The sequence below is a fragment of the Sphingomonas sp. AC522 genome, from assembly GCF_979258125.1.
Map to the genome: position 1 here is coordinate 2146443 of NZ_OZ409836.1, position 25275 is coordinate 2171717.

General features: G+C 64.1%; 23 protein-coding genes. 16 read left to right on the forward strand and 7 right to left on the reverse strand.

The genetic code is table 11. The annotated features are described in order from the left end of the window. Window positions 1-36 precede the first annotated feature (36 nt). The gene (locus ACZZZM_RS10645) at window positions 37-1671 is read left to right on the forward strand and encodes a CTP synthase (RefSeq protein WP_463595073.1); all 1635 of its coding nucleotides are present in this window, start codon (window positions 37-39) and stop codon (window positions 1669-1671) included. An 11-nt stretch (window positions 1672-1682) separates the two neighbouring features. On the opposite strand, the gene ACZZZM_RS10650 is transcribed toward ACZZZM_RS10645, so the two are convergent. Together ACZZZM_RS10650 and ACZZZM_RS10655 are read right to left on the reverse strand one after the other, a co-directional pair. Then, the gene (locus ACZZZM_RS10650; protein ID WP_463595074.1) at window positions 1683-1874 is read right to left on the reverse strand and encodes a hypothetical protein; all 192 of its coding nucleotides are present in this window, start codon (window positions 1872-1874) and stop codon (window positions 1683-1685) included. A gap of 165 nt (window positions 1875-2039) precedes the next feature. Next, window positions 2040-2504 carry an Hsp20 family protein gene (locus ACZZZM_RS10655; protein ID WP_463595075.1) on the reverse strand — a complete coding sequence of 155 codons (465 nt, stop codon included), beginning with the start codon at window positions 2502-2504 and terminating at the stop codon, window positions 2040-2042. 248 nt (window positions 2505-2752) lie between these two features. Between ACZZZM_RS10655 and ACZZZM_RS10660 the strand changes: the two genes are divergently transcribed. The 6 genes from ACZZZM_RS10660 to ACZZZM_RS10685 all read left to right on the forward strand — a co-directional run bounded on the left by ACZZZM_RS10660 (window position 2753) and on the right by ACZZZM_RS10685 (window position 8851). Then, entirely contained in the window at window positions 2753-5167 is a 2415-nt protein-coding gene (locus ACZZZM_RS10660; RefSeq protein ID WP_463595076.1) for a TonB-dependent receptor, read from the forward strand. 165 nt (window positions 5168-5332) lie between these two features. Beyond that, window positions 5333-5485, forward strand: coding sequence for a hypothetical protein (locus ACZZZM_RS10665; RefSeq protein WP_463595077.1), 153 nt, complete (start codon window positions 5333-5335; stop codon window positions 5483-5485). A 382-nt stretch (window positions 5486-5867) separates the two neighbouring features. Beyond that, a complete protein-coding gene (locus ACZZZM_RS10670; RefSeq protein ID WP_463595078.1) occupies window positions 5868-7118 on the forward strand; it encodes a lipoprotein-releasing ABC transporter permease subunit in 1251 nt (416 codons plus the stop codon). Continuing rightward, window positions 7111-7785 carry an ABC transporter ATP-binding protein gene (locus tag ACZZZM_RS10675; protein WP_463595079.1) on the forward strand — a complete coding sequence of 225 codons (675 nt, stop codon included), beginning with the start codon at window positions 7111-7113 and terminating at the stop codon, window positions 7783-7785. The genes ACZZZM_RS10670 and ACZZZM_RS10675 overlap by 8 nt, the downstream gene beginning before the upstream one ends. After that, window positions 7782-8378 carry a GNAT family N-acetyltransferase gene (locus tag ACZZZM_RS10680; protein ID WP_463595080.1) on the forward strand — a complete coding sequence of 199 codons (597 nt, stop codon included), beginning with the start codon at window positions 7782-7784 and terminating at the stop codon, window positions 8376-8378. Before ACZZZM_RS10675 ends, ACZZZM_RS10680 begins: the two co-directional genes overlap by 4 nt. Continuing rightward, window positions 8375-8851, forward strand: a complete 477-nt coding sequence (locus ACZZZM_RS10685; protein ID WP_463595081.1) for a glutathione peroxidase — start codon at window positions 8375-8377, stop codon at window positions 8849-8851. Before ACZZZM_RS10680 ends, ACZZZM_RS10685 begins: the two co-directional genes overlap by 4 nt. Window positions 8852-8854: 3 nt before the next feature. On the opposite strand, the gene ACZZZM_RS10690 is transcribed toward ACZZZM_RS10685, so the two are convergent. The 3 genes from ACZZZM_RS10690 to ACZZZM_RS10700 all read right to left on the reverse strand — a co-directional run bounded on the left by ACZZZM_RS10690 (window position 8855) and on the right by ACZZZM_RS10700 (window position 10139). Further along, window positions 8855-9034, reverse strand: a complete 180-nt coding sequence (locus ACZZZM_RS10690; protein ID WP_463595082.1) for a hypothetical protein — start codon at window positions 9032-9034, stop codon at window positions 8855-8857. 201 nt (window positions 9035-9235) lie between these two features. Next, window positions 9236-9658, reverse strand: a complete 423-nt coding sequence (locus tag ACZZZM_RS10695) for a hypothetical protein (protein ID WP_463595083.1) — start codon at window positions 9656-9658, stop codon at window positions 9236-9238. Window position 9659: 1 nt separating this feature from the next. Next, window positions 9660-10139, reverse strand: coding sequence for a hypothetical protein (locus ACZZZM_RS10700; RefSeq protein WP_463595084.1), 480 nt, complete (start codon window positions 10137-10139; stop codon window positions 9660-9662). 313 nt (window positions 10140-10452) lie between these two features. Between ACZZZM_RS10700 and dnaE the strand changes: the two genes are divergently transcribed. Beyond that, a complete protein-coding gene (dnaE, locus tag ACZZZM_RS10705) occupies window positions 10453-13932 on the forward strand; it encodes a DNA polymerase III subunit alpha (RefSeq protein WP_463595085.1) in 3480 nt (1159 codons plus the stop codon). A gap of 327 nt (window positions 13933-14259) precedes the next feature. Next, window positions 14260-15015, forward strand: a complete 756-nt coding sequence (locus ACZZZM_RS10710) for a hypothetical protein (RefSeq protein ID WP_463595086.1) — start codon at window positions 14260-14262, stop codon at window positions 15013-15015. A 59-nt stretch (window positions 15016-15074) separates the two neighbouring features. Here the strand turns inward: ACZZZM_RS10710 and ACZZZM_RS10715 are convergent, their stop codons facing one another. Further along, on the reverse strand, window positions 15075-15905 hold the full coding sequence (locus tag ACZZZM_RS10715; RefSeq protein WP_463595087.1) for an energy transducer TonB: 831 nt from the start codon (window positions 15903-15905) through the stop codon (window positions 15075-15077). A 180-nt stretch (window positions 15906-16085) separates the two neighbouring features. On the opposite strand from ACZZZM_RS10715, the gene ACZZZM_RS10720 reads away from it, so the two are divergent. Together ACZZZM_RS10720 and ACZZZM_RS10725 are read left to right on the forward strand one after the other, a co-directional pair. After that, window positions 16086-16676 carry a hypothetical protein gene (locus ACZZZM_RS10720; protein WP_463595088.1) on the forward strand — a complete coding sequence of 197 codons (591 nt, stop codon included), beginning with the start codon at window positions 16086-16088 and terminating at the stop codon, window positions 16674-16676. A gap of 331 nt (window positions 16677-17007) precedes the next feature. Further along, window positions 17008-18603, forward strand: a complete 1596-nt coding sequence (locus ACZZZM_RS10725; protein WP_463596426.1) for a long-chain fatty acid--CoA ligase — start codon at window positions 17008-17010, stop codon at window positions 18601-18603. Here the strand turns inward: ACZZZM_RS10725 and ACZZZM_RS10730 are convergent. Further along, window positions 18600-19799 carry a diguanylate cyclase gene (locus ACZZZM_RS10730; RefSeq protein WP_463595089.1) on the reverse strand — a complete coding sequence of 400 codons (1200 nt, stop codon included), beginning with the start codon at window positions 19797-19799 and terminating at the stop codon, window positions 18600-18602. The genes ACZZZM_RS10725 and ACZZZM_RS10730 overlap by 4 nt on opposite strands. A 113-nt stretch (window positions 19800-19912) precedes the next feature. Between ACZZZM_RS10730 and rutB the strand changes: the two genes are divergently transcribed. The 5 genes from rutB (at window position 19913) to ACZZZM_RS10755 (ending at window position 25242) form a co-directional block, all read left to right on the forward strand. Next, window positions 19913-20644, forward strand: coding sequence for a pyrimidine utilization protein B (gene rutB / locus ACZZZM_RS10735; RefSeq protein ID WP_463595090.1), 732 nt, complete (start codon window positions 19913-19915; stop codon window positions 20642-20644). A gap of 4 nt (window positions 20645-20648) precedes the next feature. Next, on the forward strand, window positions 20649-21032 hold the full coding sequence (gene rutC / locus ACZZZM_RS10740; protein ID WP_463595091.1) for a pyrimidine utilization protein C: 384 nt from the start codon (window positions 20649-20651) through the stop codon (window positions 21030-21032). Further along, complete coding sequence (gene rutD, locus ACZZZM_RS10745; protein WP_463595092.1) at window positions 21025-21807, forward strand: pyrimidine utilization protein D; 783 nt, start codon at window positions 21025-21027, stop codon at window positions 21805-21807. Before rutC ends, rutD begins: the two co-directional genes overlap by 8 nt. A 4-nt stretch (window positions 21808-21811) precedes the next feature. Further along, window positions 21812-22873 carry a pyrimidine utilization protein A gene (rutA, locus tag ACZZZM_RS10750; protein WP_463595093.1) on the forward strand — a complete coding sequence of 354 codons (1062 nt, stop codon included), beginning with the start codon at window positions 21812-21814 and terminating at the stop codon, window positions 22871-22873. 410 nt (window positions 22874-23283) lie between these two features. Continuing rightward, a complete protein-coding gene (locus tag ACZZZM_RS10755) occupies window positions 23284-25242 on the forward strand; it encodes an AAA family ATPase (RefSeq protein ID WP_463595094.1) in 1959 nt (652 codons plus the stop codon). The last annotated feature ends 33 nt before the right edge of the window (window positions 25243-25275 follow it).

Genomic DNA, 25275 nt, shown 5'->3' on the forward strand with positions numbered 1-25275 from the left:
TCGGCGCGTGCATAAACACGTTAGGCCTCTGCTCCCATGGCGCGGTATATTTTCATCACCGGCGGCGTGGTCTCCTCGCTCGGCAAAGGTCTCATGGGTGCGAGCCTCGCGGCTCTGCTGCAGGCACGGGGCTACAAGTGCCGCATTCGCAAGTTCGATCCCTATCTGAACGTCGATCCGGGCACGATGTCGCCACACCAGCATGGCGAAGTCTACGTCACCGACGATGGCGCTGAGACCGATTTGGATCTCGGTCATTACGAGCGCTTCACCGGAGTCGCCTCGCGCCAGTCTGACAACGTCACCTCGGGCCGCATCTACAAGACGATTATCGAGCGCGAGCGCCGCGGCGATTATCTCGGCGCCACCGTCCAGGTGATCCCGCACGTCACCGACGCGATCAAGGCATTCGCGCAGGACGATACCGACGGACTCGATTTCGTTTTGTGCGAAATCGGCGGCACTGTCGGGGATATCGAATCGCTACCCTTCGTCGAAGCTATCCGCCAGCTCCGCAACGATCTTGGCCGCGGCAATTCGTGCAGCGTCCATCTGACGCTGGTGCCGTACATCGCCGCCGCCGGCGAGCTCAAGACCAAGCCGACCCAGCACAGCGTTCGCGAACTCGCCTCGCTCGGCGTTCATGCCGATGTCATCGTCTGCCGCAGCGAGCGGCCGCTGCCGGCAAGCGACCGCGCCAAGATCGCCTTGTTCTGCAACGTCCCGGCCTCGGCGGTCATCCCCGCGCTCGATGCGAGCACGATCTACGCCGTCCCGCTGCAGTATCACCGCGAGGGCCTCGATACCGAGGTCCTCCGCGCCTTCGGCATCGAGCCTGAAGACGCGCCCGATCTCAGCCGCTGGGAAGAGATCGTCCAGCGCGTCCAGAACCCTGAGGGCGAAGTCACCATTGGCGTGGTCGGCAAATATATGGGCGTGCCCGATGCCTATAAGTCGCTCACCGAGGCGCTCACCCATGGCGGCATCGCCAATCGGGTGAAGGTCAATATCCGCTGGCTCGATGCCGAACTGTTTGAGCAGGACGACGAGAACGAAGTCACTGCCACGCTCGAATCGATGCATGGCATCCTCGTCCCCGGCGGGTTCGGCGAGCGCGGCAGCGAAGGCAAGATCGCCGGCGTCCGCTTTGCGCGGCAGCACAAGGTGCCGTTCTTCGGCATATGCCTCGGCATGCAGATGGCCTGCATCGAGGGTGCCCGCGCTGAAGGCGTCGAGGACGCCTCGACCACCGAATTCGGCACGACCGACGAGCCCGTGGTCGGCATGATCACCGAGTGGATGACATCCGAAGGCCTGCAGAAGCGCGAGGCCGGCGGCGATTTGGGCGGCACGATGCGGCTCGGGGCCTATCCCGCAAGGCTGGGCGGCAACAGCGTCGTCGCCTCGATCTATGGGTCCGAAGAGATCAGCGAGCGCCACCGCCACCGCTACGAGGTCAACACGCACTACAAGACCGTGCTCGAAGAGGGGGGGCTGGTCTTCTCGGGAATGTCACCCGATGGCGCGCTGCCCGAGATCGTCGAGCGGCCCGATCATCCCTGGTTCGTCGGCGTCCAGTTCCATCCGGAACTCAAGTCCAAGCCGTTTGAACCGCACCCGCTGTTCGCGAGCTTCATCCAGGCAGCGGTCCGCCAATCCCGTCTGGTTTAGGCTCGGCTAGTCTAGGCTCTGACTGCGCGCGAGGCCGAATAGCCGGCGTCGCGCTCATATTCGTCGGCGAGCGCCTTTAGCGCAGTCGCGGTCTGCCTATCGGAAATCCCGATCGCCATGCGGCGGCACTCGGCAGCCCGGTTCCGGAGCCTTGCGGCATCTTCGTCCGGCAGCTCTTCGGTCTCGTAAAAATTCTTGTGCATCTACGCCCATCACCCGCTTACGCGGTCGTTAACGTTGATCCAGATCAAGGGTTCCGGCCGATGTGGGAGTTGTAAGAAAAAAGCAAAGGGCGCCCGGACGGTTCGTCCGAACGCCCCCCGCCGCGGCATCCAAAGGGAGGAAGACGCCGCTAGCCTTGTCTGGTCTCAGGCTGCTGCCTGATGCGTGATCGCCTCGGGCGCGCTGGCGCCGTTCACTGCGATCTTCTTGGGCTTCATCGCCTCGGGTATCTCGCGGACCAGCTCGATGACGAGCAGGCCGTCCGCCAGGTCGGCGCGATCGACGCGGACGAAGTCCGCGAGTTCGAAACGGCGCTCGAAGCTGCGCGTGGCGATCCCCAGATGCAGATAATCGCCCTGGTTATTCTCATTCTCGCCGCCCTTGCGGCCGGCGACGAGCAGCAAATTCTGCTGCGCGGTGATATCGATTTCCTCGGGCCTGAAACCGGCAACGGCCAGCGTGATCCGGTAGCGGTCATCGGCGACGCGCTCGAGGTTGAACGGTGGGTAATTTTCCGTCGCCGACTGGCGTGCGCTGGCTTCGAGCAAGTCGAACAGGCGATCGAAACCGATCGTCGAACGGCGGAAGGGAGTGAAATCGAACTGACGCATTTCAAAGCCTCATCATGAGCGAGTTGAAGATTGCCAAGAGTGTCCGGAACGTCCGCGACACTCCGACCGCGACCCGTTCCGGCGCCGCGGTATCCCCAATCTGGGTAATGGGCAGAATGGTTTCAAGTGTCACCAACGCTACGGATTCTGCGCCTGGCAATTCGAACTAGGCCGTTCCCAAGATTCGCTTTGTCGCTAACTCCCATCGAATGAGTGGAGATTAAGGGCGAAACGAAAAGGGAAACACCATGAGCCTCGCCGCGCTATCGCTCTCGCTCCTCGCCAGCGTCTCGCCGCTCGCCACCGACCCGCCCGTGCGGCCCGATCCGGTGGTCGCGCCCGCTGCGGACGATCCCACCGAAGACCCGCAGGTCGCGCAGCAGGATTCGGGCGAAGTCTTCGTCACCGCCCGCCGCCGCTCGGAGCGCGTCCAGGAAGTGCCGATCGCCATGTCGGTGATCGGGGGCGAGGATCTGGAAGAGAAGGGCGCGTTCAACGTCAACCGCCTCCAGCAGCAACAGCCCGCGCTGCAATTCTATTCGAGCAACCCCCGCAATTCGGCGATCAACATCCGCGGCATCGGCGCGCCGTTCGGGCTAACCAATGACGGCATCGAGCAGGGCGTCGGCTTCTATGTCGACGGCGTCTATATCGGCCGCGTCGGCGCCTCTACCTTCGATTTCGTTGATGTCGAGCGCGTCGAAGTGCTGCGCGGACCCCAGGGCACACTCTACGGCAAGAACACCACTGCCGGCGCGCTCAACATCACCACCCGCGCGCCCAGCTTCACGCCCGAAAGCAAGGTCGAGCTAAGCGTCGGCAATTATGAATTCCTCCAGGGCAAGACCTCGGTCTCCGGCCCGCTCAGCGACAAACTCGCGGTCCGCCTCTCGACTTCGGCGACGACCCGCAAGGGCACGATCTACAATGTCCGCAGCGGGGAATATCTGCATCGCCAGCGCAATCTCGGCATCCGCGGCCAGGCGCTGTGGCGCGTCACGTCCAATCTCGATCTGACGCTCTCGGGTGATTTCAACGTCCAGAGCCCCGATTGCTGCGTGCAATACTTCGCGCGCGTCGGCGCCACCCAGCGCCCGCTCAATCGCCAATATACCGCGCTCGCCGCCGCCTTCGGCTATGCGCCGCCGAGCACCAATCCGTTCGATCGCGTCACCGATCTCGATGCCAGCATCAATTCGCGCCAGGAAGTAGGCGGCGCATCGCTGGTCGCCAATTGGGATATCGGCCCGGCGACGATCACGTCGGTGACCGCATGGCGCTATTGGGACTGGCAGCCGCAGAACGATCGCGATTTCATCGGCCTGCCGATCACCACGGTCTCGCAGAACCCCTCGCAGCAAAAGCAGTTCTCGCAGGAATTGCGGATCGCATCGAACGGTGATGGCCGCCTGGGCTACACTGCCGGCGCCTTCTTCTTCCGCCAGACGATCAACACCCAGGGCTCGCAGGTGCAGGGCCCGGCCGCCAGCCGCTGGCTGCTCAACCCGACCGGCGCGAACGCGAACAACCCGGCAGTCCTTAACGGTCTGACCTCGACCAACACGATCAGCTTCGGCAACACCAGCTTCGCGGTGTTCGGCAAGCTCAATTGGGAAGTGCTGGACGGCCTCCACATCCAGCCTGGGCTCCGGCTGAACTACGACAAGAAAAGCGGCTCCTATCTCTCCGTGGTGCGCACCGGCGCGGGCAGCGCGACGCTCAATGCCGATCAGGCCGCAACGCTCGCCCCGCAAAGCTATGCGCCGGAATTCAGCGACTGGAACGTCTCGGGCGACGTGACCCTGTCCTATGCCTTCTCGCGCGACGTTCACGCCTACGCGACCTACGCCAAGAGCTTCAAGTCGGGGGGCATCAATCTCTCCGGCCTGCCGCTAAACGCCGCGGGCACCGGCGTCGATCTCTCGACCCAGACGGTGAAGCCCGAACAGGTCAATCATTACGAGATCGGCGTGAAGACCCAGTTCCTCGATCGTCGCTTCACTCTCAACCTGGCGGGGTTCTGGACCGAGATCGCCGATTATCAGGCGACAGTGAACAACGGCCAGCTCACTGTGATCCGCGGCTATCTCGCCAACGCCGGCAAGGTGCGCTCGCGCGGCTTCGAATTCGACGCATCCTTCCGCCCCAGCCAGCGGCTCAATCTCTATTTCAACGGCGCCTATACCGACGCGATCTATTCCGATTTCAAGAACGCCCCGTGCCCGCCCGAGCTTTCGGGTGGAACGGTGACGACGGGCACGCCTTCGGCGCCCGGCACGCCCGGCCTCAGCCCCATAGTCTGCGACATTTCGGGCCAGGTCCTTCCCGGCATCTCGAAATGGGCTTTCTCTTATGGCGGCGAATTCAATCTGCCCGCGGGCGGATCGGGCGGCGAAGTCTATTTCGGCTATGACGGAAATTACCGTTCGCGCTTCTCGTCCAACCCTTCGCCATCGGCCTATACGTGGATCGAGGGCTATTCGCTCTCCAACTTCCGCGCCGGTTATCGCAAGGCCGATTTCAACGTCTACGGTTGGGTGCGCAACGCGTTCGGCAAGGATTATTTCGAATTGCTCTCGGCGCAGTCGGGCAGCACCGGCCTGATCATCGGCCAGCCCGCGGACCCGCGCACCTATGGGCTCACCATCAGCAAGAGCTTCTAAGTCATTGCGTTTTTCGATCTCCTGCCATGGCCGGGGGAGATCGGAAGGGGAAGGGGAGGCGGAGCACGCACCGCCTCCTCTTTTTTCGCCAGTTAAACTTCTGTTAACGCGCAATAATCGCGAATTGCATAGAAGCGACTCTCAACCCTCAGATGGGCAGGTGGGATGAGCGACAGGGACTATTTCAAGGCACGGGCGGAAGCCGAGCGACAGGCCGCGATCAAGGCAGAGGATGTCAGCGCTTCGCGGGCACATTTTCAGCTGGCGCGCGAATATGAGTGGCGCATGCTGAGCGAGCCGCGGCCCAAGCAGAACTGATCGAAAGACTGCGCGCCGGAATGTTCCCGGCGCCACCGGCCCAATGCGAAACGGCCGGACTGTTTCCAGCCCGGCCGCCTGCGTGACGACTGCTCGTCAGCCCCCTTTGTCAGGCCTCGCCCACGCGCTCGTTCTTGCCAACAAGCGGGACTAAGCCCTCCCCGAACCACGGCCATTGCTGCCTGCGTTTCGATTTGGGCGTGCTACGGGCGCTCGCCGCCTTTGTCACCGGCTTTGCGCGCCGCCGCGGCAGTTTGACGTCACCCTGTGTCGATTCCGCAACATACCTATGCGCGATAGGAATTGGCGCGGACGCATTGCCAGCCGCGGCGAAGGTGCCCTAGAGCAGCCGCACGATGGATAGAGCGGCCCCGAGCAAGCAATGCTGATTTCGCGCTACGAGCGGATGATCGCCAAACGCTATCTGCTGCCGGGGCGCAGCGAAGCGTTCATCGCCGTGGTCGCCGGGTTCAGCCTCATCGCCGTTATGCTCGGCGTCGCCGCGCTGATCGTGGTGATGAGCGTGATGAACGGCTTCCGCGCCGAACTCTTCGACAAGATCACCGGATTGAACGGCCATGCCGTGGTCCAGGGCTATGGCGGGCAATTACGCGACTGGCGCCAAGTCGTCGCCGACGCCAAAGCCACGCCGGGGGTGACGGACGCAACTCCGCTGATTGAGCAGCCCTTGTTCGCCAGCAACAACGGCCGCGTCGAATTCGCCCAGGTCCGCGGCATGCGGATCGAGGACATCCAATCCAATCCTTCGCTCAGGGGCAAGGAAGTGCTGGGCAAGCTCTCCGATCTCAAGCCCGGCGGCGAGCAAGTCGCGATCGGCAGCCGCCTCGCCCAGTCGCTCGGCGCGACCATCGGCAGCGAGATCGCTATCATCAATCCCCAGGGCGCCGCCACACCCTTCGGCACGATGTTCCGCACCGTGAGCTACAAGGTCGCGGCGATCTTCGAGGTCGGCGTCTACGACTTCGACAAGATCTTCGTGATCATGCCGATGGAAGACGCGCAGACGCTGCTCCTGCTCGGCGACGGCGTCTCGATGGTCGAGCTTGAGACCAGGGACGCCGATCAGGTCGCCACGATCCTCGCGCCGCTGGCCGAAAAGGTCGGCGAGCGGGGGCAGATCACCGACTGGCGGATGATGAACCGCGAGTTGTTCGAAGCGCTGTCGGTCGATCGCGTCGTGTCGTTCACCGTCCTCTCGATCATTCTCGTCGTCGCCTCGTTCAACATCGTTTCGTCGCTGATCATGCTGGTCCGCGCCAAGACTCGCGACATCGCAGTGCTTCGCACGATGGGCGCGACGCGCAGCGGGCTGATGCGCATCTTCGTGACCGTCGGCACTGCCATCGGCGCAGTTGGCGTCGCCGCGGGCGGCGTGCTCGGCTTCCTGTTCATTACCTTCCGCGCGCAGGTCGTGCAGTTCATCGGATTGGTCACCGGCCAGCAGATCTGGGACCCGTCGATGCGCTTCCTCACCGAGCTTCCGGCCAAGACAGATCCGTTCGAGACGATCGGCATCTGCGTAATGGCCTTGCTGTTCTGCTTCCTCGCCACGCTCTATCCGGCGTGGAAAGCGGCGAGCACCGATCCGGTCCAGGTGCTTCGCTATGAGTGAACCGATCCTCCAGACCCGCGGCCTGCAGCGCAGCTTCACGCAGGGTGAGGCAGTCATTCACGTCCTTCGCGGCGTCGATCTCGACGTGCGCCCGGGCGAAATCGTCGGGCTGCTCGGGCCCTCGGGCGCGGGCAAATCGACTCTGCTCCAGGCAGTCGGCCTGCTCGAGGGCGGGTTCGAGGGCTCGATCCGCATCGCCGGCAAGGAAGCCGCGCAGCTCGACAATGGCGGCCGCACCGAAGTGCGCCGCGACAGCCTCGGCTTCATCTACCAGTTCCATCATCTCCTGCCCGATTTCAACGCGCTCGAGAATGTCGTGCTCCCGCAGATGATCCATGGCGCCGAACGCCGCGATGCCGATAGGCGCGCCGAGCATCTCCTCACCACGCTCGGCCTTGGCGGCCGTCTCACGCACCGGCCGAACCAGCTTTCGGGTGGCGAGCAGCAGCGGGTTGCGGTCGCCCGAGTGCTGGCCAATCGCCCGGCGCTCGTCCTTGCCGACGAACCCACCGGCAATCTCGACGAGGCGACCGCCGAAAAGGTCTTCGCCGAATTCCTTAACCTCGTCCGCGGCGAAGGCTCAGCCGCGCTGATCGCGACGCATAACGAGCGCCTCGCCGAACGGATGGACCGCGTCGTGCGGCTGCACGAGGGCGTGCTGGAGTGAACGCCTGGACGGAGACGCCGACCTTCTCCGGCCGTCACGTCACCCTGCGCCCGATGGTCTGGGAGGATCGCGCCGAACTGCTGGCGGTCTTCGCCGGGCTGACCGACCAGTTCACCACCACAGTCCCCGACGAGGCGAGCTTCGATCCATGGTTCGAACGCATCGAATTCGATCGGCAAGCGGGGAGGGCGATGCCCTTCACCGTGCTCGACCGCGACGGCAGTATCTCGGGCGTCACGCGCTTCCTGCGAATGGCCAAGGCGCATCGCCGGGTCGAGATCGGCGGCACGCTCTATGCGCCCCGCGTCCAGCGCACCGGGCTCAACACCGAAGCGAAGCGCTTGCTGCTCGGCCATGCCTTCGAAGCGCTCGGCGTCAATGTCGTCCAGATCCGCACCGATTTCCTCAACCACCCGTCGCGCCGCGCGATCGAGCGGCTCGGCGCGCGGCTCGATGGCGTGCTGCGCGGGCACCTCATCATCGGCGAGCATTTGCGCGACAGCGCGGTCTATTCGATCATGGCGCACGAATGGCCGGGTGTGCGAAGTAACCTCGACCGGCTGATGGCCCGATATGACGGAGACGGCGCATGACCGCGATCACCGAGATTCCCGTGAGCACTGCAACGGGCGAGGCCGATCTCTCGGCCTATGCCGGCCAGGTGCTGCTCATCGTCAACACCGCCTCCAAATGCGGCTTCACGCCGCAATATGAAGGGCTCGAGGCGCTTCACCGCAAATATAAGGATCGCGGCTTCGCGGTGCTGGCCTTCCCGTGCAACCAGTTCGGCGCGCAGGAGCCGGGCGATGCCGCCGAGATCGCGAACTTCTGCTCGCTCACATACGACGTGACCTTTCCAGTTTTTCCCAAGGTGGACGTAAACGGCCCCCAGGCCGCACCCCTGTTCGAGCATCTCAAGGCCGAGGCGCCGGGCCTGCTGGGGTCGAAGGGGATCAAGTGGAACTTCACCAAGTTCCTGGTCGATCGTGCGGGCAAGACCGTCGAGCGCTATGCCCCCACCACCAAGCCCGAGGCAATCGAAGCCGATATCGAAAAGCTGCTCTGAGCCTCAGCCGTCGCAGGCGCAGCCGCGCGGTTTGTGGCATTTGAGGTGCCGGGCGATGCAGCTGTCGCCGCACGCCTTGCCCTTGGTGCACACGCGGCAACAGCCCGCAGCGGAACCGCTGGCGCTGCACGGGTTCACTGCGGGGCCGATCGCGAGCAGGGCGGCGAGCAACAGAATGCGCATCGCATCAGGCTGGCGCGGTCAGCGCCCGCGGCCAGCACAAGCGTCTCCGTTATGGAGACCGGTGCCTAAGCCGCACCGAAATCCGCGGCCATTTGCTCCATTTCCGATCGATGACGCGGCGGTGGGGCGGGAGGAGGCGCCCCACCACCGCGTTTGGGGAGACAGCGTGCGCGGCAAAACGCACCCTTGAGGCTGTCCCCCTTACCGGTTGCCCGCATATGGCAGGCAGATCACATATTGGCCGCTGGCTTCCATGCCCCGCGCTTCCTTGTCCTCATCGCCCTCGATCAGCTTGCCGAGCCCGGCGAACAGCCCGAGCATCGATGCCGCGCCCTTGATCGGCCGTCCGCGCGGGTCACGGCGCGGTTTGGGCCGGGCGTTTCGCGGATCGCGGCGGCGCGGCGGCGCCAGGCGCTGCATCCGGGCCGCCACCGAAGCGGCATCGCCCGTCCGCCCGAACTCGCGCCAGACGACGCGGAAGCCCTTGGGCACTTCGGTCCAGTCCTCGCCCTCGGCGCGGATCAGGTCGCAGCCGCATTGGTGGCAGATCGCGAATTCCAGCCCCTGGTTATGGTGGTGCGCGGTGCCGGCGCTGTGCCCGGTCAGCTTGCAGAAGATCGTCATGTCAATGCACTCCCTCGGCGCCCAATGCCCCCATGCGGTAGGCCACCAGGTCGCGAAATTCTTGGTCGTCGCTTTGCAGTGCGAGTTCGGGGTTCCAGATCTCGAAGCTGTCGCCCGCGCCGACGAACAGCGCGTGGCGGCCGATCCGCCCCAGATGCCGCATCGCCGCCGAAATCGTGATCCGTGCCGCATCGCGCGGCATCCGGTCGGTGAGCGCGAAGCTGCGCCGCATGCGATGATAATGCGCGCGGGCATCATCGCCGCGGATTTCCTCGGCGAGCCGCCGGCGCTCGTTGCGCGTTGCCAGCGTAGCGAGATGCTCGCGTCCATAGCCGATCAGGCAGGTATCGGCCTCATGCTTCGCGAGCAGCAATTCGCAGGGCTCGCTGGCACTCAGCGCTTCGCTCAGAAATGCGGGGATCTCGACGCTTCCGTCCGAATCGACCTCGCAAAGTTCGCTACCGTGAAACAGGGCACTCATACCAGCCTCGACTCGCTTCGCACTCTGGCTAACCCCTTGAAACGCCTATCAGCATCAAGATTCGCCTTATTCGTGCCTTATTAACGCCTGATTCTGGCCCTCCGATGAACCGTTCCGTTCTGTCGACGAAACGTGTTAACCATGATTTGGAGCAATCTAGATCAAGCCGCCACTCCGGGCGGTCCCCATCCGCGTCTCGCCGCTAAGGGGCGGACCGGAGTAATGCACAGAGATACAAAGGGTATTCCAAATCCTGTGGACGAAATCCCGCGCGGCTCTGGCTATCGCGGGCGCCAAACTTTAGGCTGGGCCCATGTCGCATTCGGGATTCGTGCCGCTTCGGGTTTTTTCGTGTTTCACCATGCTCGAAGGTGCGATCGAGCCCAAGGCGATCGCCAAGCGCGCCCGCGAACTTGGCTTCCCCGCCGCGGCGCTGGTCGATCGTAACGGGCTGTATGCGGCGATGCCGTTTTCCGAAGCGTGCATGAAGGCGGGCGTCCAGCCGGTCATCGGGACGCTGCTGGCGGTCAAGCGCCCCAACATGCCCGATGGCGTGGCCGCCCCGATCGATTGGCTCGCCCTCTATGCCCAGGATCAGGTGGGCTATGAAAATCTCTGCAACCTGGTCTCGATGGCCCATCTCGACCGTCCGATCGAGGAAGACGCCCATGTCAGCTTCGAACAGCTCGACGGCCGCACCGACGGACTGATCTGCCTGACCGCCGGCGCCGAAGGCGCGCTCGCGCGGCTCTATGCCGAGCAGCAGGATATGGCCGCCGAGGCCTATGCGGCGCTGCTCGCGCGCCTGTTCCCCGATCGGCTCTATATCGAGATCGTCCGCCGGCTTGATGAAGTCGAAGGCCGCGCCGAGCCCAAATTGCTCGATTACGCCTATGCCCGCGATCTTCCTCTGGTCGCGACCAATCCCAGCTGCTTCGCCGAAGACACGTTCCACGAGGCGCATGACGCGATGCTGTGCATCGCCAATTCCTCCTACATCGCCAGCGAAGAGCGTCCGCGCTCCTCGCCCGATGCCTGGATGAAGCCGGCCAATGAAATGAAGTCGCTGTTCGCCGATCTGCCCGAGGCAATCGCGAACACGATGGTCGTCGCCCAGCGCTGCGCCTTCGCCGCCCCCAAGCGCAAGCCGATCCTGCCCAGCCTCGCCGGCGATCGCGAAGGCGAAGCGGCGATGCTGCGGGAGCTGAGCTGGCAGGGCCTCGATGCCCGCCTCGCCAAGGCCGGCATTACGTCCGCTGAAGCCCGCAAGCCCTATGAAGACCGGCTCGAATTCGAGCTCGACGTCATCATCCAGATGGGGTTCCCCGGCTATTTCCTGATCGTCGCCGACTTTATCCAATGGGCGAAATCGCACGACATCCCGGTCGGCCCGGGCCGCGGCTCGGGCGCCGGCTCGGTGGTCGCCTGGGTGCTCACCATCACCGATCTCGATCCGCTCAAGCTCGGCCTGCTGTTCGAGCGCTTCCTCAACCCCGAACGCGTGTCGATGCCCGATTTCGACATCGATTTCTGCGAAACCCGCCGCGGCGAAGTCATCCGCTACGTCCAGCAGAAATACGGCCGCGACACCGTCGCCCAGATCATCACCTTCGGGACGATGAAGGCACGCGCGGTGCTCAAGGACGTCGGCCGCGTGCTCCAGATGAGCTATGGTCAGGTCGATCGCCTCGCCAAGCTGATCCCCAATCACCCAACCGATCCCTGGACGCTCGAGCGCACCATCAACGGCGTCAGCGAATTCCATGCCGAGTATAAGAACGACAAGGGCGTCCGCCACTTGATCGACCTGTCGATGCGGCTCGAAGGCTTGCCGCGCCACAGCTCGACTCACGCGGCCGGTGTCGTCATCGGCGATCGCCCGCTCGCCGAGCTGGTGCCCCTATATCGCGATCCGCGATCGGACATGCCCGTCACCCAGTTTGACATGAAATATGTCGAGGCGGCCGGGCTGGTGAAGTTCGACTTTCTCGGCCTCAAGACGCTGTCGGTCCTCAAAAAGGCCGTCGAGCTGCTCGGCGATCGCGGCATAGAAGTCGAACTCGAAACGCTCGGCTGGGACGATCCCGAAGTCTATGATCTGCTCCAGCGTGGCGAAACCGTTGGCGTCTTCCAGCTGGAATCGGAGGGCATGCGCCGGACGCTGACCGCGGTGCGCCCCACCAATTTCGGCGACATCATCGCGCTCGTCTCGCTCTATCGCCCGGGCCCGATGGACAACATTCCCAGCTTCGGCCGCCGCAAGCAGGGCACCGAAGAGATCGTCTATCCGCACGCGCTGCTCGAGCCGATCCTCAACGAGACCTACGGGATCTTCGTCTATCAGGAACAGGTCATGCAGGCCGCGCAGATCCTGGCGGGCTATACGCTCGGCGGCGCAGACATGCTCCGCCGCGCCATGGGCAAGAAGATCAAGGCGGAGATGGACGCCCAGCGCGAAACCTTCGTCAAGGGCTGCGCCGAGCACAACAAGATCCCCGCGCAAAAGGCCAACGAGCTGTTCGACTTGATCGACAAGTTCGCGGGCTACGGCTTCAACAAGTCGCACGCCGCGGCCTATGCGCTGCTCGCCTATCACACCGCCTGGCTCAAGGCGCATTACCCCCACGAATTCTTCGCCGCATCGATGGCCTACGACATCCACCAGACCGACAAGCTCGCGATTTTCGCCGATGACATGCGCCGGTTGAACGTCGAATGCCTGCCGCCCGACATCAACAAGAGCCTCGCCGATTTCTCGGTGGAAAAGGGCGAGGAAGCCTATGCCGTGCGCTATGCCCTCGGCGCGCTCAAGGGCGTCGGCGAAAAGGCGATGGAGCAGCTCGTCGAAGAACGCGAGGCAAAGGGCCGCTTCAAGTCGCTCGACGATTTCGCCCGCCGCGTCGATCCGCGCATCCTCAACAAGCGCCAGGTCGAGACGCTGGCTGGGGCGGGGGCGTTCGACAGCGTCGAGGCCAACCGCGCCGGGGTGTTCGCCGCCGCCGAGACGATCCTCGCAGTCGCGCAGCGCACGCATGAAAGCAGGATCAGCGGCCAGCGCGGCCTGTTCGGCGAATCCGAACCCGGCGGCGGCGCCATCGCGCTCCCCAAGAGCGCGCATTGGTCGATGGCCGATCGCACCGGCGCCGAGAAGGAAGCGTTCGGCTATTATTTCGAGGCGCACCCGCTCGATCGCTACGAGCATCTCGCCAAGCTCCACGGCGCGCGTCTCATCGCCACGCTCGGCGAAATTCCGATTCCCGAAGGCGCCCGAATCGGCGCCACCGTCGCCGCCCTGATCGAGGACGCCCGCTGGCGCACTTCCGCGCGCGGCAACCGCTATCTCATGGCGACGATCTCGGACACCAGCGCGCAAACCCCGGTCACCTGCTTCGATGAAATGGTCGCCAAGGACATGGAAGAAGCCGGGCGGGCAGGGGGCTGCGGCATCCTCACCGTCGAGCTCGACAAGCGCCCTGGCGAAGACACGCCACGCGTCACGGTCCGCCGCGTCCAGCCGTTCGAGAGCCTGGCGAACAACGCCCAGCTGGTGCTCGATGTCGCCATCGACGATCCCCGGGTCCTGCCCATTCTCGCCGGCATCGTCGGAGATCAGCGCGGCGGCCGCGGCCAGATCCTGGTACGCGCGCCGATCTCCGGAGGCGAAGCCGAACTGATCCTCGGCCGCGACTTCCGCCTCGACGGCGAGCTCGCTCAGAAGATCGAAAACCTCGCCGGTATTCGCTCGGCCCTGCTCAAATCGGCGGACAATCCCCGGCTGGCTGCCGCCGCTTGAGGCCCAGCCGCCGACCCAACATATCCGTCATCCCCGCGAAAGCGGGGACCCAGCGTTATCTGCGATGCGCTGCGCAGCTCCAGGTCGCCGCTTTCGCTGGGATGACGATTTGAGATTCCTGATGCCGGTTCAGGTGAACCCACAAGCGCCCGCCTCGGCATGGCCAAAACGGCGGGAGCAGGTAGCTAATTACCGTTTGCCTAGCTGTATGCCCAGATCACCAATAAGCCGACGAACAGACAGAAGACCGCGAACAGAGGCCAGAAAACCTTTTCTGGCAGCAGCACGATAAGGTCGGACCAATCCACCATCTGGCAAGCATGACCGATGGCCGGTTCGCCCGCAACGGGGTCGTTTGCGGCTGCCCGCCGAAACAACATGGCGCCCAGCCCTGGCGCGGCCCTCCCCGGCGGGCTCCATAAAGTGGCTGGAAAGCATACGCTCGGCGGGCAACAAGCAATGGCCATGAGAGAGCTCGATGCCTTGCCTGCCGCCTATTCACATTATCGTGATGCTGGTGGCGTTCTGGAGTTCAAGGTCTTCAAGGTCGAGGAGGCCAGCGAAGCGACTGTCGCCGAGGCGATCATGAAGGTCATTTGGGAACCGCAGACCGCGGCTGACACCCTCCTGGAACTCGGAAATATCCCCATCGGCCGGGAAGATCTGTTCGGTGATTGGTATGATCCATCGACCGGGCTGTTGATCAAGCGCGGTGAGTGGACGTTCGCCGACGGAACCGTGTTGATCGATCCGCCGCTCGAAGCGACCGATGGCAACATTGTAAGGTCTCGCTCGCTCGTTAGAAATCCAGACTTGGGCAGCGACTTGGCGTTCGCCTTTGCGCTGCCGATTGACGGCTTGAGGCTTTGGCGGAGCGAGATCCAGCCATTGTTCGACGAGATAATGGCCTATGTCTTGCCCGAAGGCGCCGATTCAGAAATCCGCGACTGGCATTCGCCCGAGCTTCCTCGACATTTCAGCTATTTTGTAGGCGGGCCGAGGTCATGGGGTCTGTTTCTCTTCAGCATATACCTGCCAGCCTTTAACCGTCTCACGATCGTGATGGGCGCTCCAGGGGACTAGATAGCTTGGATGGCGCTCCGGTTGTCCGCAATTGGGCCGGCAGCGGAAATGACAGCGCCCTAGCCACCATTCAGCTGCTGCAGCGTCAGCCGTATCAGCGCCCATTGCACGGTCTTGGTCCGAAAACTGACCGCAGGCTGGCCCTTTTTGTCGATCGCCGGCGCATAGCGGCCGCGCTCGGTGATGAAGCGGCAGGACGTCTCGTCGAGCACCTTGAACCCGCTCGACTGGACGATCGCACAATCCTTCACTCGGCCATCCACATCGACGGTCCAGCGGAACCGAACGCTGCCGGATTGGGAGCGCGTCGTTGCGTGCGCGGGATAATCATCGCCCTTCAGCCAGGTCGCTTCCGGCGTCAGCGGCTTGGCCGGGGTAGCGAGATTGCGCATTGCTTCGGGATCTATCCCCCAGCCGCGCAGCATTTCGTCCTCGCAGCCATGGATCGCCTTCAGCGCCTCCGCCGCGCGGGTCAGCGCCAGATGCCGGATCTCCTTGTCGAGCGTGATCCGCAGCGAGGTCGAGGCGGGCAGGTCGCCGATATCGCTGCGCTTGACGAAGAAGCGCACCATCCGCTTCCCGCCGCCCGCCATCGTATAGTCGCGATAATAGGGCTCCACGCTCTGGCCGCTTGGCAGCAATTCCAGCTTGGCCTTGCCGACGCGCGAGAACGCTTTCTCGGCATTGGGCGTAATGAGGACGATTTCGATGAAGTCGTCGCCGGGCATCGGGCGCAGCGCGAATTGCAGCTTGGCGGGATCGGCCCCGTAGGCGCGCGAGAGGACGCACATCTGCTCCTCATATTTTGAAACCCACGGCCCGCTGCTCTTGACCGGATCCGAGTCCTGACCGGTGGCGAATGCGGCCAATCCCAGCAATAAAAATGTCATCAGCGCTCCTCTCCACGATGATTGTGAGCGCTACCATAACAGCTTCGAAAGCGTTCGCCACGCCACGCGCCGCTCGTCACCTGTTGAGCCGGGCCGTTGGTCCGCTCTTAGGGTGCCGTCCGCGGCTCGCTCATAGACAAAGCACGGGCTCGCGCTCATCCACTTCTCCAGGAGACGGAAATGGGTATCGCGGCAGTGGCGGCAAGTTTGGCATTGGCATTGGTTTCTCAACCGGCCGTCGTACATGCCGAGGCAGAAGTCACCGTTTCGAACGGCCGCAACTTCACGGCCGTCATGCGCTACGCTGCCCCCAATGATGCCGAATATGTGCGCCGCATGCCCGATGGCGACAGCCGCTACACCATCGATCGCGAGGGCGTCTGGCTGACCAGCGCGAAGGGCCGCGAGAAACTCGATGCGGAATTCGGCCTGTGGGTACTCAGCCACAATTTCCACGCGCACATACTGGATTTCGAAGCACTTAATGGGGGCTCGACGCGCCATCCGTTCGTCGAGCCGGGCTGCGATTGCGAGGAGGTCCGCGGCAAGCGTTCCGCGCCCGCGCTGGGCATCGAGCACGTCTCGATGATCGTCGAGCGCAAGGGCGGAAAGGCGCGCAAGCTGCTGATCCGCCGCAAGGGCGCAGAGCCGGTCAGTTCCGTATATTCGGACTGGCGCAACGCCGGCGGGCGAAACCTGCCCTTCTCCGTGGATGTGGACGACGGCAAGGATCGCTACGCCTTCCGCTTCACGCGCATCGCAGTCGAATAAAAAGCTTCAAATGTAGGATTTCGCCTGCTCTACCCTGCCAGATGCAGCCGCCAGCACTGTCCGCGTCACGCTCGCTATCAGGCATAGGCCAGAAGTTTGGCCGCATCGGTGGCGCGTCGGCGTCGCTTGGGTACCGCGAAGGCGTCGCGCGACTGACGCGAACGTGGCGCGTAGGTGTAGCGTCCCAGGCGCTTCATGGGCGCAAATCGCGCCCGACCCCCAAAAACACTAAACTTCCTCAACATTCTCGCCCGGCGTCCGCCAGCACGGCCCTCTCGACACGCCGCTGCATCCAAGGTTACGCTCTCGAAAAATCGGGTTGGAGAGCATGATGCTGGGTGGGATGCAGGATTTCGAGCTTCGGGTTCCGCGGTTGCTCGATCACGCAGCGCGCGAGCATGGGGGCCGCGAGATCGTCAGCCGCTGGGCAGACGGCAGCGAGACCCGCACCAGTTGGGCCAGCATTTCCCGCGATGCCCGCAAGCTGGCACAGGCGCTCGAACGCCTCGGGCTCAAGAAGGGCGACCGCGTCGCGACGCTGGCCATGAACCACAGCCGCCATCTGGTGGCCTGGTATGGTGCGATCGGGATGGGCGGGCTGATCCATACCCTCAATCCGCGGCTGTTCGACGATCAGCTCGCTTTCATCGGCAACCATGCCGAGGACAAGGTGCTTTTCTACGACAAGGCCTTCGCTTCGATCGTCGAGCGGATGAAGCCGCAATGGACCACCATCGAGCATTATTACTGCTTCGATGGCGACGATGCCGGCACCTTCGAAGCGCTGCTGGCGCAGGAAGACGGCAACTATGCCTGGGTGGAGGGCGACGAGCGCGACCCATGCATGCTCTGCTACACCAGCGGCACCACCGGCAATCCCAAGGGCGTGGTCTACACCCACCGCTCGACCGTGATCCACGCGATTACCGAATTGCAGCCCGCCGAGTTCGATCTTTCGACGCAAAGCGTGGTGCTGCCGATCGTGCCGATGTTTCATGCCGTCGGCTGGGGGCTGCCCTTCGCCTGCGCCGCGGTCGGCGCCAAGTTTGTGTTCAGCGCGGTCAACGAGCCCAAGATCCTGTGCGAACTGATGAATCGCGAGAAGGTCACGCATTCGGCAGGCGTGCCTACCGTCTGGTTCGGCATGTTCCAGCATATGGACGCGACCGGCGATGCGCCTGAGCATCTCCAGATCGTCACCATTGGCGGCTCGGCCGCCCCGCGCGCGATGATCGAGCGGCTGATGAATATGGGCGTCCGCGTTAATCATGCATGGGGGATGACTGAAACCAGCCCGATCGGTACGATGGGGGCGCCTTCGCACGATTGGGACGATCTCAGCTTCGAGCAGCAGGTCGAACAGGTCAGCAAGCAGGGCAAGGTGCCGTTCGGCGTCGAGCTGCGCGTCGTCAACGATAAAGGCGAGCTGCAGCCGCGCGACGGCGTCAGTTCGGGCCGCCTCCAGGTCCGCGGACCCTGGATCATCCGCCAGTATTTCCAGGACGAAGCCGGGCCCTGCGTCGACAAGGACAATTGGTTCGACACTGGCGACGTCGCTGTGCTCCACCCAGACGGCGTGATGCAGATCACCGATCGCGCCAAGGACGTGATCAAGTCGGGCGGCGAATGGATCAGCTCGGTCGAGCTCGAGAATGCCGCGGTCGGCTGTGCCGGTGTGGCCGAGGCGGCGGCGATCGGCGTGTATCACCCCCGCTGGGACGAGCGCCCGATCCTGCTCGTCATCCGCAAGCCGGGCAGCGAAGTGACCGCCGACGAAATCCAGGCGCACCTCGCAAAGCATGTCGCCAAATGGTGGCTGCCCGACGAGGTCCATTTCGTCGAGTCGCTGCCGCACACCGCCACCGGCAAGCTGCTCAAGATCGCGATCCGCGAGCAGTATAAGGACTTCAAACTCGCCGCCGCCTAGGCGGCGAGCCGGGTCCGGTTGCGCCCGCTATGCTTGGCCTCATATAGCGCCTCGTCGGCGCGGATGATCAGCCGATCGCGTTCCTCGCCGGTCTTGAAGTGCGCGACGCCAACGCTGATCGTCACCGGGCAGAGGGCCCCGGTCGACAGCACCACGCGCCGCCGCGCGATCGCGTCGCGAAGCCGTTCGCCGGCGATGCCCGACTGGACCTGGTCGGTATCGGGCATGAGCACTCCGAATTCCTCGCCGCCTAGCCGCCCGACAACATCACCCGCCCGCATCGTCTCGCGCACCGTATCGGCAAAGCGGCGCAACACCTCATCGCCGCCGGCATGGCCGAACCGGTCATTGACGCTCTTGAAATGATCGAGGTCGATCAGCGCCAGCGCCAGCGGCGATCCGCTTCTCGCCGAACGCGACAGTTCCGCATCGAGTGCCGCCAGAAAGGCGCGGCGATTGAGTAAGCCGGTCAACTCGTCGGTCGTCGCGGCAAGGCGCAGTTGCTCCTCCATCGTCAGCGTCGTCATCCGCGCCTGCGAAGCCCGCACCCCCGCCCAGCCCACGATAATCAGGAAGATCAGTGCTAAAGCGGCGAGCGTGTAATCGGCAAATTCGGTGGCCAGCGCTGCGCTTGCATTGGCGGTCTCGCGCTCGGTCAGCAGCCGTCTTTCCTCGGCCTCGATCCGATCGATCAGCGCGAGCAGCGCTTCGATCTCGCGTCGGCCCGCACCGGTCTTGACCACGCCGACCGCGTCCCCGCTACGCCCCCCGCGAACCAGCGACACGGTGCGATCGAGCACATCGAGGTAGCGCTTGATGCGCCCATCCAGCGTCGCGATCAGCGGCCGTTGGACGGCATTGTCCTGGGTGAGCTCGCGGAGTTCCGCGGCGAGCCTGGGCGTTTCACGGCTGCCCTTGATATAGGGCTCCAGAAACTGCTGATCGCCGGTGATCAGATAACCTCGCTCTCCCCGCAATGCGAGATTGGCGGCGGAGCGCACTTGCTCGGCAGTCAGCAACACCTTCATCGTGTGCATCTGCCAGCCCTCCGCAGTCTTGCGCATGCGCCCGGCGTGGAGCGCGTTGAAGGTGATGGCGATCAGCATCAGCGCCAGGGCGATCACCGCGCTGAAGCCAAAGAGATGGCGGCGGCGGCTGGCCTGCTGGTCATTCAGCGGCAGTTGGTTGCGACTCACGAGCGTCCTCTTCGGTCCGCCCCCCAACCGCAGGGCTTAATTCAAGGAAGTAAACAGGTGCTTGCGGCGGCGCGGCCGCTGGTCCACCTTTCTCCGCTGGCAGGGGTGAGATGATGGATCAGGCGGCGATTGCAGTGGGCTCGGCAGGCCAAAGCCAAGTGGCGGTGACGCTGCCGGCGCGCCCAGAACCGATCCGCGTGGTCCCGGCCGAAACCGCGATCGTCGTGATCGACATGCAGAATGCCTATGCTTCGCCCGGTGGCTATGTCGATCAGGCCGGGTTCGACATTTCGGGCGCCGCGGGCACGATCGGGCAGATCGCCAAGGTGCTGGAAACGGGGCGCAATGCGGGCGTCCAGATCGTCTATCTGCAGAATGGCTGGGATTCGAATTATGTCGAGGCGGGCGGTCCTGGCTCGCCAAATTGGCACAAGTCGAACGCGCTCAAGACGATGCGCAAGCGGCCGGAGCTTTCGGGCAAGTTGCTGGCCCGCGGCGGTTGGGATTATGACTTGGTCGATGTCCTCAAGCCGCGGGATGGCGACATCGTCATCGGCAAGACGCGCTATTCAGCCTTCTTTAATTCGCAGCTCGACAGTGTCCTGCGTTCGCGCGGCATCAAGACGATCGTATTCGTCGGGATCGCCACCAATGTCTGCGTCGAGAGCACGCTTCGCGACGGCTTCCACTTGGAATATTTCGGCGTGATGTTGGAGGATGCGACGCATCATCTTGGCCCGCCCGCGATGCAGGACGCGACGGTCTACAATGTCGAGAAATTCTTCGGCTGGGTGAGCAACACGCAGGATTTCTGCGGCTCGTTCGGCCAGATGCCCAAGGAGTGAGTGGATGCCTTTCGAACCGATCAACCCGCCGCAATTCCCGACTCCGATCGCGCCCTATTCGGCTGGCGCCAAGGCCGGCAACACCGTTTATGTCTCGGGCGTGCTGGCGCTGGGCGAGGGCGGGGCGGTGCTCCATGTCGGCGACGCCGCGGCGCAGACTCGCCATGTGCTGGAAGTGATCAAAACCACGCTGGAGGCGGGCGGCGCGACGCTGGCCGACGTGGCGATGAACCACATTTTCCTCAAGGACCTCGCCGACTACGCGGCGTTCAACCAGGTCTATGCCGAGTATTTCCCGGGTGCGAAGCCGGCGCGCTACTGCATTAAGTGCGACTTGGTGAAGCCCGATTGTCTGGTCGAGATCGCATCGGTTGCGCACATTGGGTGAAGCCGCGGGCCTCTATTACGAACTGCACGGACCGGCAGACGCACCGCCGCTTATCCTCTCCTCGGGCCTCGGCGGCTCGGCGAGCTATTGGCAGCCCAATCTGGAAGCGCTGAGCCGCGATCATCGCGTTCTGGTCTACGATCATCGGGGGACTGGCCGGAGCGACCGAGCGCTGCCCGAGACCCATTCGGTCGAGGATATGGCAGCCGATGTCCTTGCTCTGATGGATGCACTCGGAATTGAGACGGCAGGGTTTATAGGCCACGCGCTAGGCGGGATGATCGGCATCGAACTGGCGATTGTGACCACGCGGATCGAGCCGTTGATCATCATAAACGGCTGGCGTCATCTTGATCCCCATACGAAGCGCTGTTTCGATGTGCGGCTGGAGTTGCTGCGCAAAAGTGGACCCGAGGCTTACATCCACGCGCAGCCGCTGTTCCTGTTCCCGCCTGACTGGATATCCGGTCACGATCAAGAACTCCGCGAAGAGGCGCGCCATCAGCTCGCGGTCTTCCCGGAAAACGCTACGGTTGAGAAGCGTATCGCCGCAGTCCAGTCCTATGAGCCCGAGCTGATCGATCTCACCGCAACGTCAGGTTGGCTGGTAATTGGTACGCAGGACGATATGCTCGTGCCTGTCGCTCGCGTCCGCGAGCTGGCGGAGGCCGTGCCTTGGGCGAAGTTTGTGCCGCTTGCCTGGGGCGGTCATGCCTGCAACGTTACTGATCCAGAACGTTTCAATTCCATCGTGCTCGATTTTCTCAGGAGCTAACACCATGCAGGTCGGCGTCTTCGTCCCCATCAACAATAATGGCTGGCTGATCAGCGAGAACGCGCCGCAATACCATCCCAGCTTCGACATGAACAAGGAGATCGCGCTTGCCGCGGAGAAGCACGGCCTCGATTTCCTGCTCTCGATGATCAAGCTGCGCGGCTTTGGCGGCAAGACCGAGTTCTGGGAATATGGCCTGGAGAGCTTCACGCTGATGGCCGCGCTCGCGGCGGTGACCAGCAAGATCAAGATCTATGCGACCTGCCCGACGCTGGTCATCCCACCCGCCTTCGCGGCGCGGATGTGCAACACGATCGACAGCATCAGCCATGGCCGCTTCGGGCTCAATCTGATCACTGGCTGGCAGCGCCCCGAATACTCGCAGATGGGGATGTGGCCGGGCGACGAGCATTTCCGCAACCGCTACCAGATGCTCGACGAATATGCCGGCATCCTGCGCGAGCTGTGGGAGACCGGAACGTCCGACTTCAAGGGCGAATATTACCAGATGGACGACTGCCGCGTGAAGCCCACGCCGCAGGGCGACATGAAAATCATCTGCGCGGGATCGTCGGACGAGGGGCTCGCCTTCTCGGCCAAGTGGGCGGACTATGCCTTCTGCCTCGGCAAGGGCGTCAACACGCCGACAGCCTTCGCCTCCAACAACGAGCGGCTCGCGGTGGCGACCGAGAAGACCGGCCGCGACGTGTCGGTCTTCGTCCTCATCATGGTCATCGCCGCCGAGACCGATGAGGAGGCGATGGCCAAGTGGAAGTCGTACAATGACGGCGTCGACCACGAAGCGATCGCCTGGCTCGCCAATCAGGGCGCGGCGGACAAGCACAACCCGACCACCAATGTCCGCCAACTTGCCGCGCCCGAGGGGGCGGTGAACATCAACATGGGGACCTTGGTCGGGTCCTACGAAAGCATCGCGCGGATGCTCGACGAGATGGCCGAAGTGCCGAACACCGGCGGTGTGCTGCTGACCTTCGACCACTTCCTGGAAGGCGTCGAGAATTTCGGGACGCGCATCCAGCCGCTGATGAAGAGTCGCCAGAAATAGCGGTCATGGCCGCGAATGTTCCCAATGTTCGCACTGACCATGGGGGTTCGCGAAAGACGGTTCGACACTGTAAAAGATCGGTTCGCGCGGAGACGAACTGCGCCGGTCAAGCATCTCAAATCCTACATTGCAAGGATCGCATTCGATCGCGAAACCTTGCGCGCCCGCAATGATTGCTTTAGGGGCCCGCGTCGCTGCGGGCTCAGGCCCGCACATATTCGGAGAAATGGATTGTTGGACTTCAACTTCATAGCCGGGACTGCCCGGGGAAGCGTCCGCACTCTCCCATAAGCGCCTGCCCAGGCGCCGCGGGGCGTGACGAGCACTCCCGCGGAAATCCCACAACTGACTGACAAGCCCGTCGGGTAGCCGCGCGTCCGCGCGTCCGCCCCGCGAGCCGGGATGGGTACATGATGCACGAACATGATGTGGTCCGGGCGATGCTGCTCCGGATCGGCCGGGATGCGCCCGGCACTTCGCCGCTGGCAAAGGCGGTACTTGGCTGGGCGCGTCCGCACGCGCGCTGGCTGCTGGGCGATGCTGCGACCAAGCGGCTCGGCTGGCGTACGCTTCAAACGCTACTCGCCGGCGCGTTGCCGGGCGACGAGGCACAGCCGCGCGCGATCGGGATCGCGGCGCAAGTCGCGGAAGCATTGGGCTTCGACGCGGCGGACACGCGCGTGCTCGCCTCGGCGGTGGTGATCGAGCATTGCCTGCGAGCGCGCACGCTGGCGCGCCTGATGCTCGATCACGAAGCCGATCTCGGCGACGTCCTCGCGGATGTCGCGGGGATCGAGCCGCATGGCCTGCGCCACAGCCAGGCGCTGCGACTGAACCTGGTGCGCACCTTCGCGCGGCGGGGCGGAGGCATGGATATCGAGATCGGCTGGACGCTGGAACGGGTGCTCACCCGCCCGGTTTGTCATAACGGCGGCTTGCTCGACGCGCTGGTCGGACCGCGCCAGAATGCCACGCTCGCGCTCGACGATTTCGCCGGGCACGAAGCCGATATCGCCTTGCTCGTCCGCCTGCTGCGCGGCGCGCTGAAAGAGCGGGCCGAGGGAGTCAATATCGTGCTCCACGGGCCGCCGGGCACTGGGAAGACCGAGCTGGCGCGGACGCTGGCCGAGGCGGCGGGCGCGGTGCTTCACAGCGTTGGCGAGGCGGACGATGATGGCGACGAGCCGACGCGCTTCGAACGCGTCACGGCGCTCAAGCTCGCACATCGGATGCTCGCCGGCCGCAGTGGCACGCTGCTGCTGTTCGACGAGATGGAGGATATGATCGGCGATGCCAGGCATGACGAAGGGGATCGCACGCGCGGCCGGCAGGGATCGAAGCTGTGGGTCAACCGCCTAATCGAGACCAACCCGGTGCCCGTAATCTGGACGACCAATGCGATCGACAATGTCGATCCGGCGATCCTGCGGCGGATGAGTTTCGTGCTAAAGCTGGATCGCCCCTCGCGTCGCGCGGCGGGGCGGCTTGCCGACCGCGTGGCGCGCGACGAGGGCGTTGTGTTCGCTTCCGCGGTCCGCAATCTGGTCGAGGCGGCGCCCGAAGCGGCGTCGGTGCTCCGCGTTGCGGCGCGCACCGGGCGGCTGGCAGGTGTCGGCAGCGACGTGGCGCAGGTGGCGGAATCGCTCGTCCTCGCGCTACGAGGAGGCGTGCCGCTGACGGTGGCGCAGGAAGGCGAGGTAGATCTCGACCTGTTCGAGACCGATCGCGATTTGCCTGCTCTGTTCGAGCGGATCTCCGTACCCGGCGCGCCTGCCGATATCTCGTTGCTGCTTACCGGCCCGCCCGGCACTGGCAAGACCGGCCTTGCGCATCATCTGGCGCGTGCGCTCGATCGCCCGTTGATCGTCAAGCGCGCTTCCGATCTGCTCTCCAAATGGGTCGGCGGGACCGAGGCGCGCATCGCCGAGGCGTTCCGCGAGACCGAGCGGCAAGGCGGGGTGCTGCTGTTCGACGAAGTGGATTCGCTGCTCTTCGATCGCAGCACTGCGCGCAACAGCTGGGAAGTCACTCAGGTCAACGAGCTGCTGACCTGGCTCGACCGGCACCCGCTGCCGTTTGTGGCGGCCACCAACCATGCCGGTCGGCTCGACCCCGCGGCGCTGCGGCGTTTCGTGTTCAAGCTGGAGCTCAAGCCGCTGGGCGCGGCGCGGGCAGCGATGGCATTCAGGCGCTTCTTTGGGGTGGCGGCGCCGGGCGAACTTGCGGAGATCGCCGGGCTGACTGCGGGCGATTTCGCAGTGGTGAAGCGGCAGATGCGCTTCACTGGCGACAGCGTCCCCACGATCCTCGCGATGCTCCGTGGGGAGGCGGATGCGAAGCCGGGGGCGAGCGGGCGGCTGGGGTTCTGACCCTCGGCCGCTTGCCATCGCGCGCGCAGCCCT

Excerpts from the sequence above, each read along its gene's own strand:
- ACZZZM_RS10645 (WP_463595073.1), top strand. The coding sequence starts at position 37 with ATGGCGCGGTATATTTTCATCACCGGCGGCGTGGTCTCCTCGCTCGGC.
- ACZZZM_RS10650 (WP_463595074.1), bottom strand. The coding sequence starts at position 1,874 with ATGCACAAGAATTTTTACGAGACCGAAGAGCTGCCGGACGAAGATGCC.
- ACZZZM_RS10655 (WP_463595075.1), bottom strand. The coding sequence starts at position 2,504 with ATGCGTCAGTTCGATTTCACTCCCTTCCGCCGTTCGACGATCGGTTTC.
- ACZZZM_RS10660 (WP_463595076.1), top strand. The coding sequence starts at position 2,753 with ATGAGCCTCGCCGCGCTATCGCTCTCGCTCCTCGCCAGCGTCTCGCCG.
- ACZZZM_RS10665 (WP_463595077.1), top strand. The coding sequence starts at position 5,333 with ATGAGCGACAGGGACTATTTCAAGGCACGGGCGGAAGCCGAGCGACAG.
- ACZZZM_RS10670 (WP_463595078.1), top strand. The coding sequence starts at position 5,868 with ATGCTGATTTCGCGCTACGAGCGGATGATCGCCAAACGCTATCTGCTG.
- ACZZZM_RS10675 (WP_463595079.1), top strand. The coding sequence starts at position 7,111 with ATGAGTGAACCGATCCTCCAGACCCGCGGCCTGCAGCGCAGCTTCACG.
- ACZZZM_RS10685 (WP_463595081.1), top strand. The coding sequence starts at position 8,375 with ATGACCGCGATCACCGAGATTCCCGTGAGCACTGCAACGGGCGAGGCC.
- ACZZZM_RS10690 (WP_463595082.1), bottom strand. The coding sequence starts at position 9,034 with ATGCGCATTCTGTTGCTCGCCGCCCTGCTCGCGATCGGCCCCGCAGTG.
- ACZZZM_RS10695 (WP_463595083.1), bottom strand. The coding sequence starts at position 9,658 with ATGACGATCTTCTGCAAGCTGACCGGGCACAGCGCCGGCACCGCGCAC.
- ACZZZM_RS10700 (WP_463595084.1), bottom strand. The coding sequence starts at position 10,139 with ATGAGTGCCCTGTTTCACGGTAGCGAACTTTGCGAGGTCGATTCGGAC.
- dnaE (WP_463595085.1), top strand. The coding sequence starts at position 10,453 with ATGTCGCATTCGGGATTCGTGCCGCTTCGGGTTTTTTCGTGTTTCACC.
- ACZZZM_RS10710 (WP_463595086.1), top strand. The coding sequence starts at position 14,260 with ATGGCCGGTTCGCCCGCAACGGGGTCGTTTGCGGCTGCCCGCCGAAAC.
- ACZZZM_RS10715 (WP_463595087.1), bottom strand. The coding sequence starts at position 15,905 with ATGACATTTTTATTGCTGGGATTGGCCGCATTCGCCACCGGTCAGGAC.
- ACZZZM_RS10720 (WP_463595088.1), top strand. The coding sequence starts at position 16,086 with ATGGGTATCGCGGCAGTGGCGGCAAGTTTGGCATTGGCATTGGTTTCT.
- ACZZZM_RS10725 (WP_463596426.1), top strand. The coding sequence starts at position 17,008 with ATGCTGGGTGGGATGCAGGATTTCGAGCTTCGGGTTCCGCGGTTGCTC.
- rutB (WP_463595090.1), top strand. The coding sequence starts at position 19,913 with ATGGATCAGGCGGCGATTGCAGTGGGCTCGGCAGGCCAAAGCCAAGTG.
- rutC (WP_463595091.1), top strand. The coding sequence starts at position 20,649 with ATGCCTTTCGAACCGATCAACCCGCCGCAATTCCCGACTCCGATCGCG.
- rutA (WP_463595093.1), top strand. The coding sequence starts at position 21,812 with ATGCAGGTCGGCGTCTTCGTCCCCATCAACAATAATGGCTGGCTGATC.
- ACZZZM_RS10755 (WP_463595094.1), top strand. The coding sequence starts at position 23,284 with ATGATGCACGAACATGATGTGGTCCGGGCGATGCTGCTCCGGATCGGC.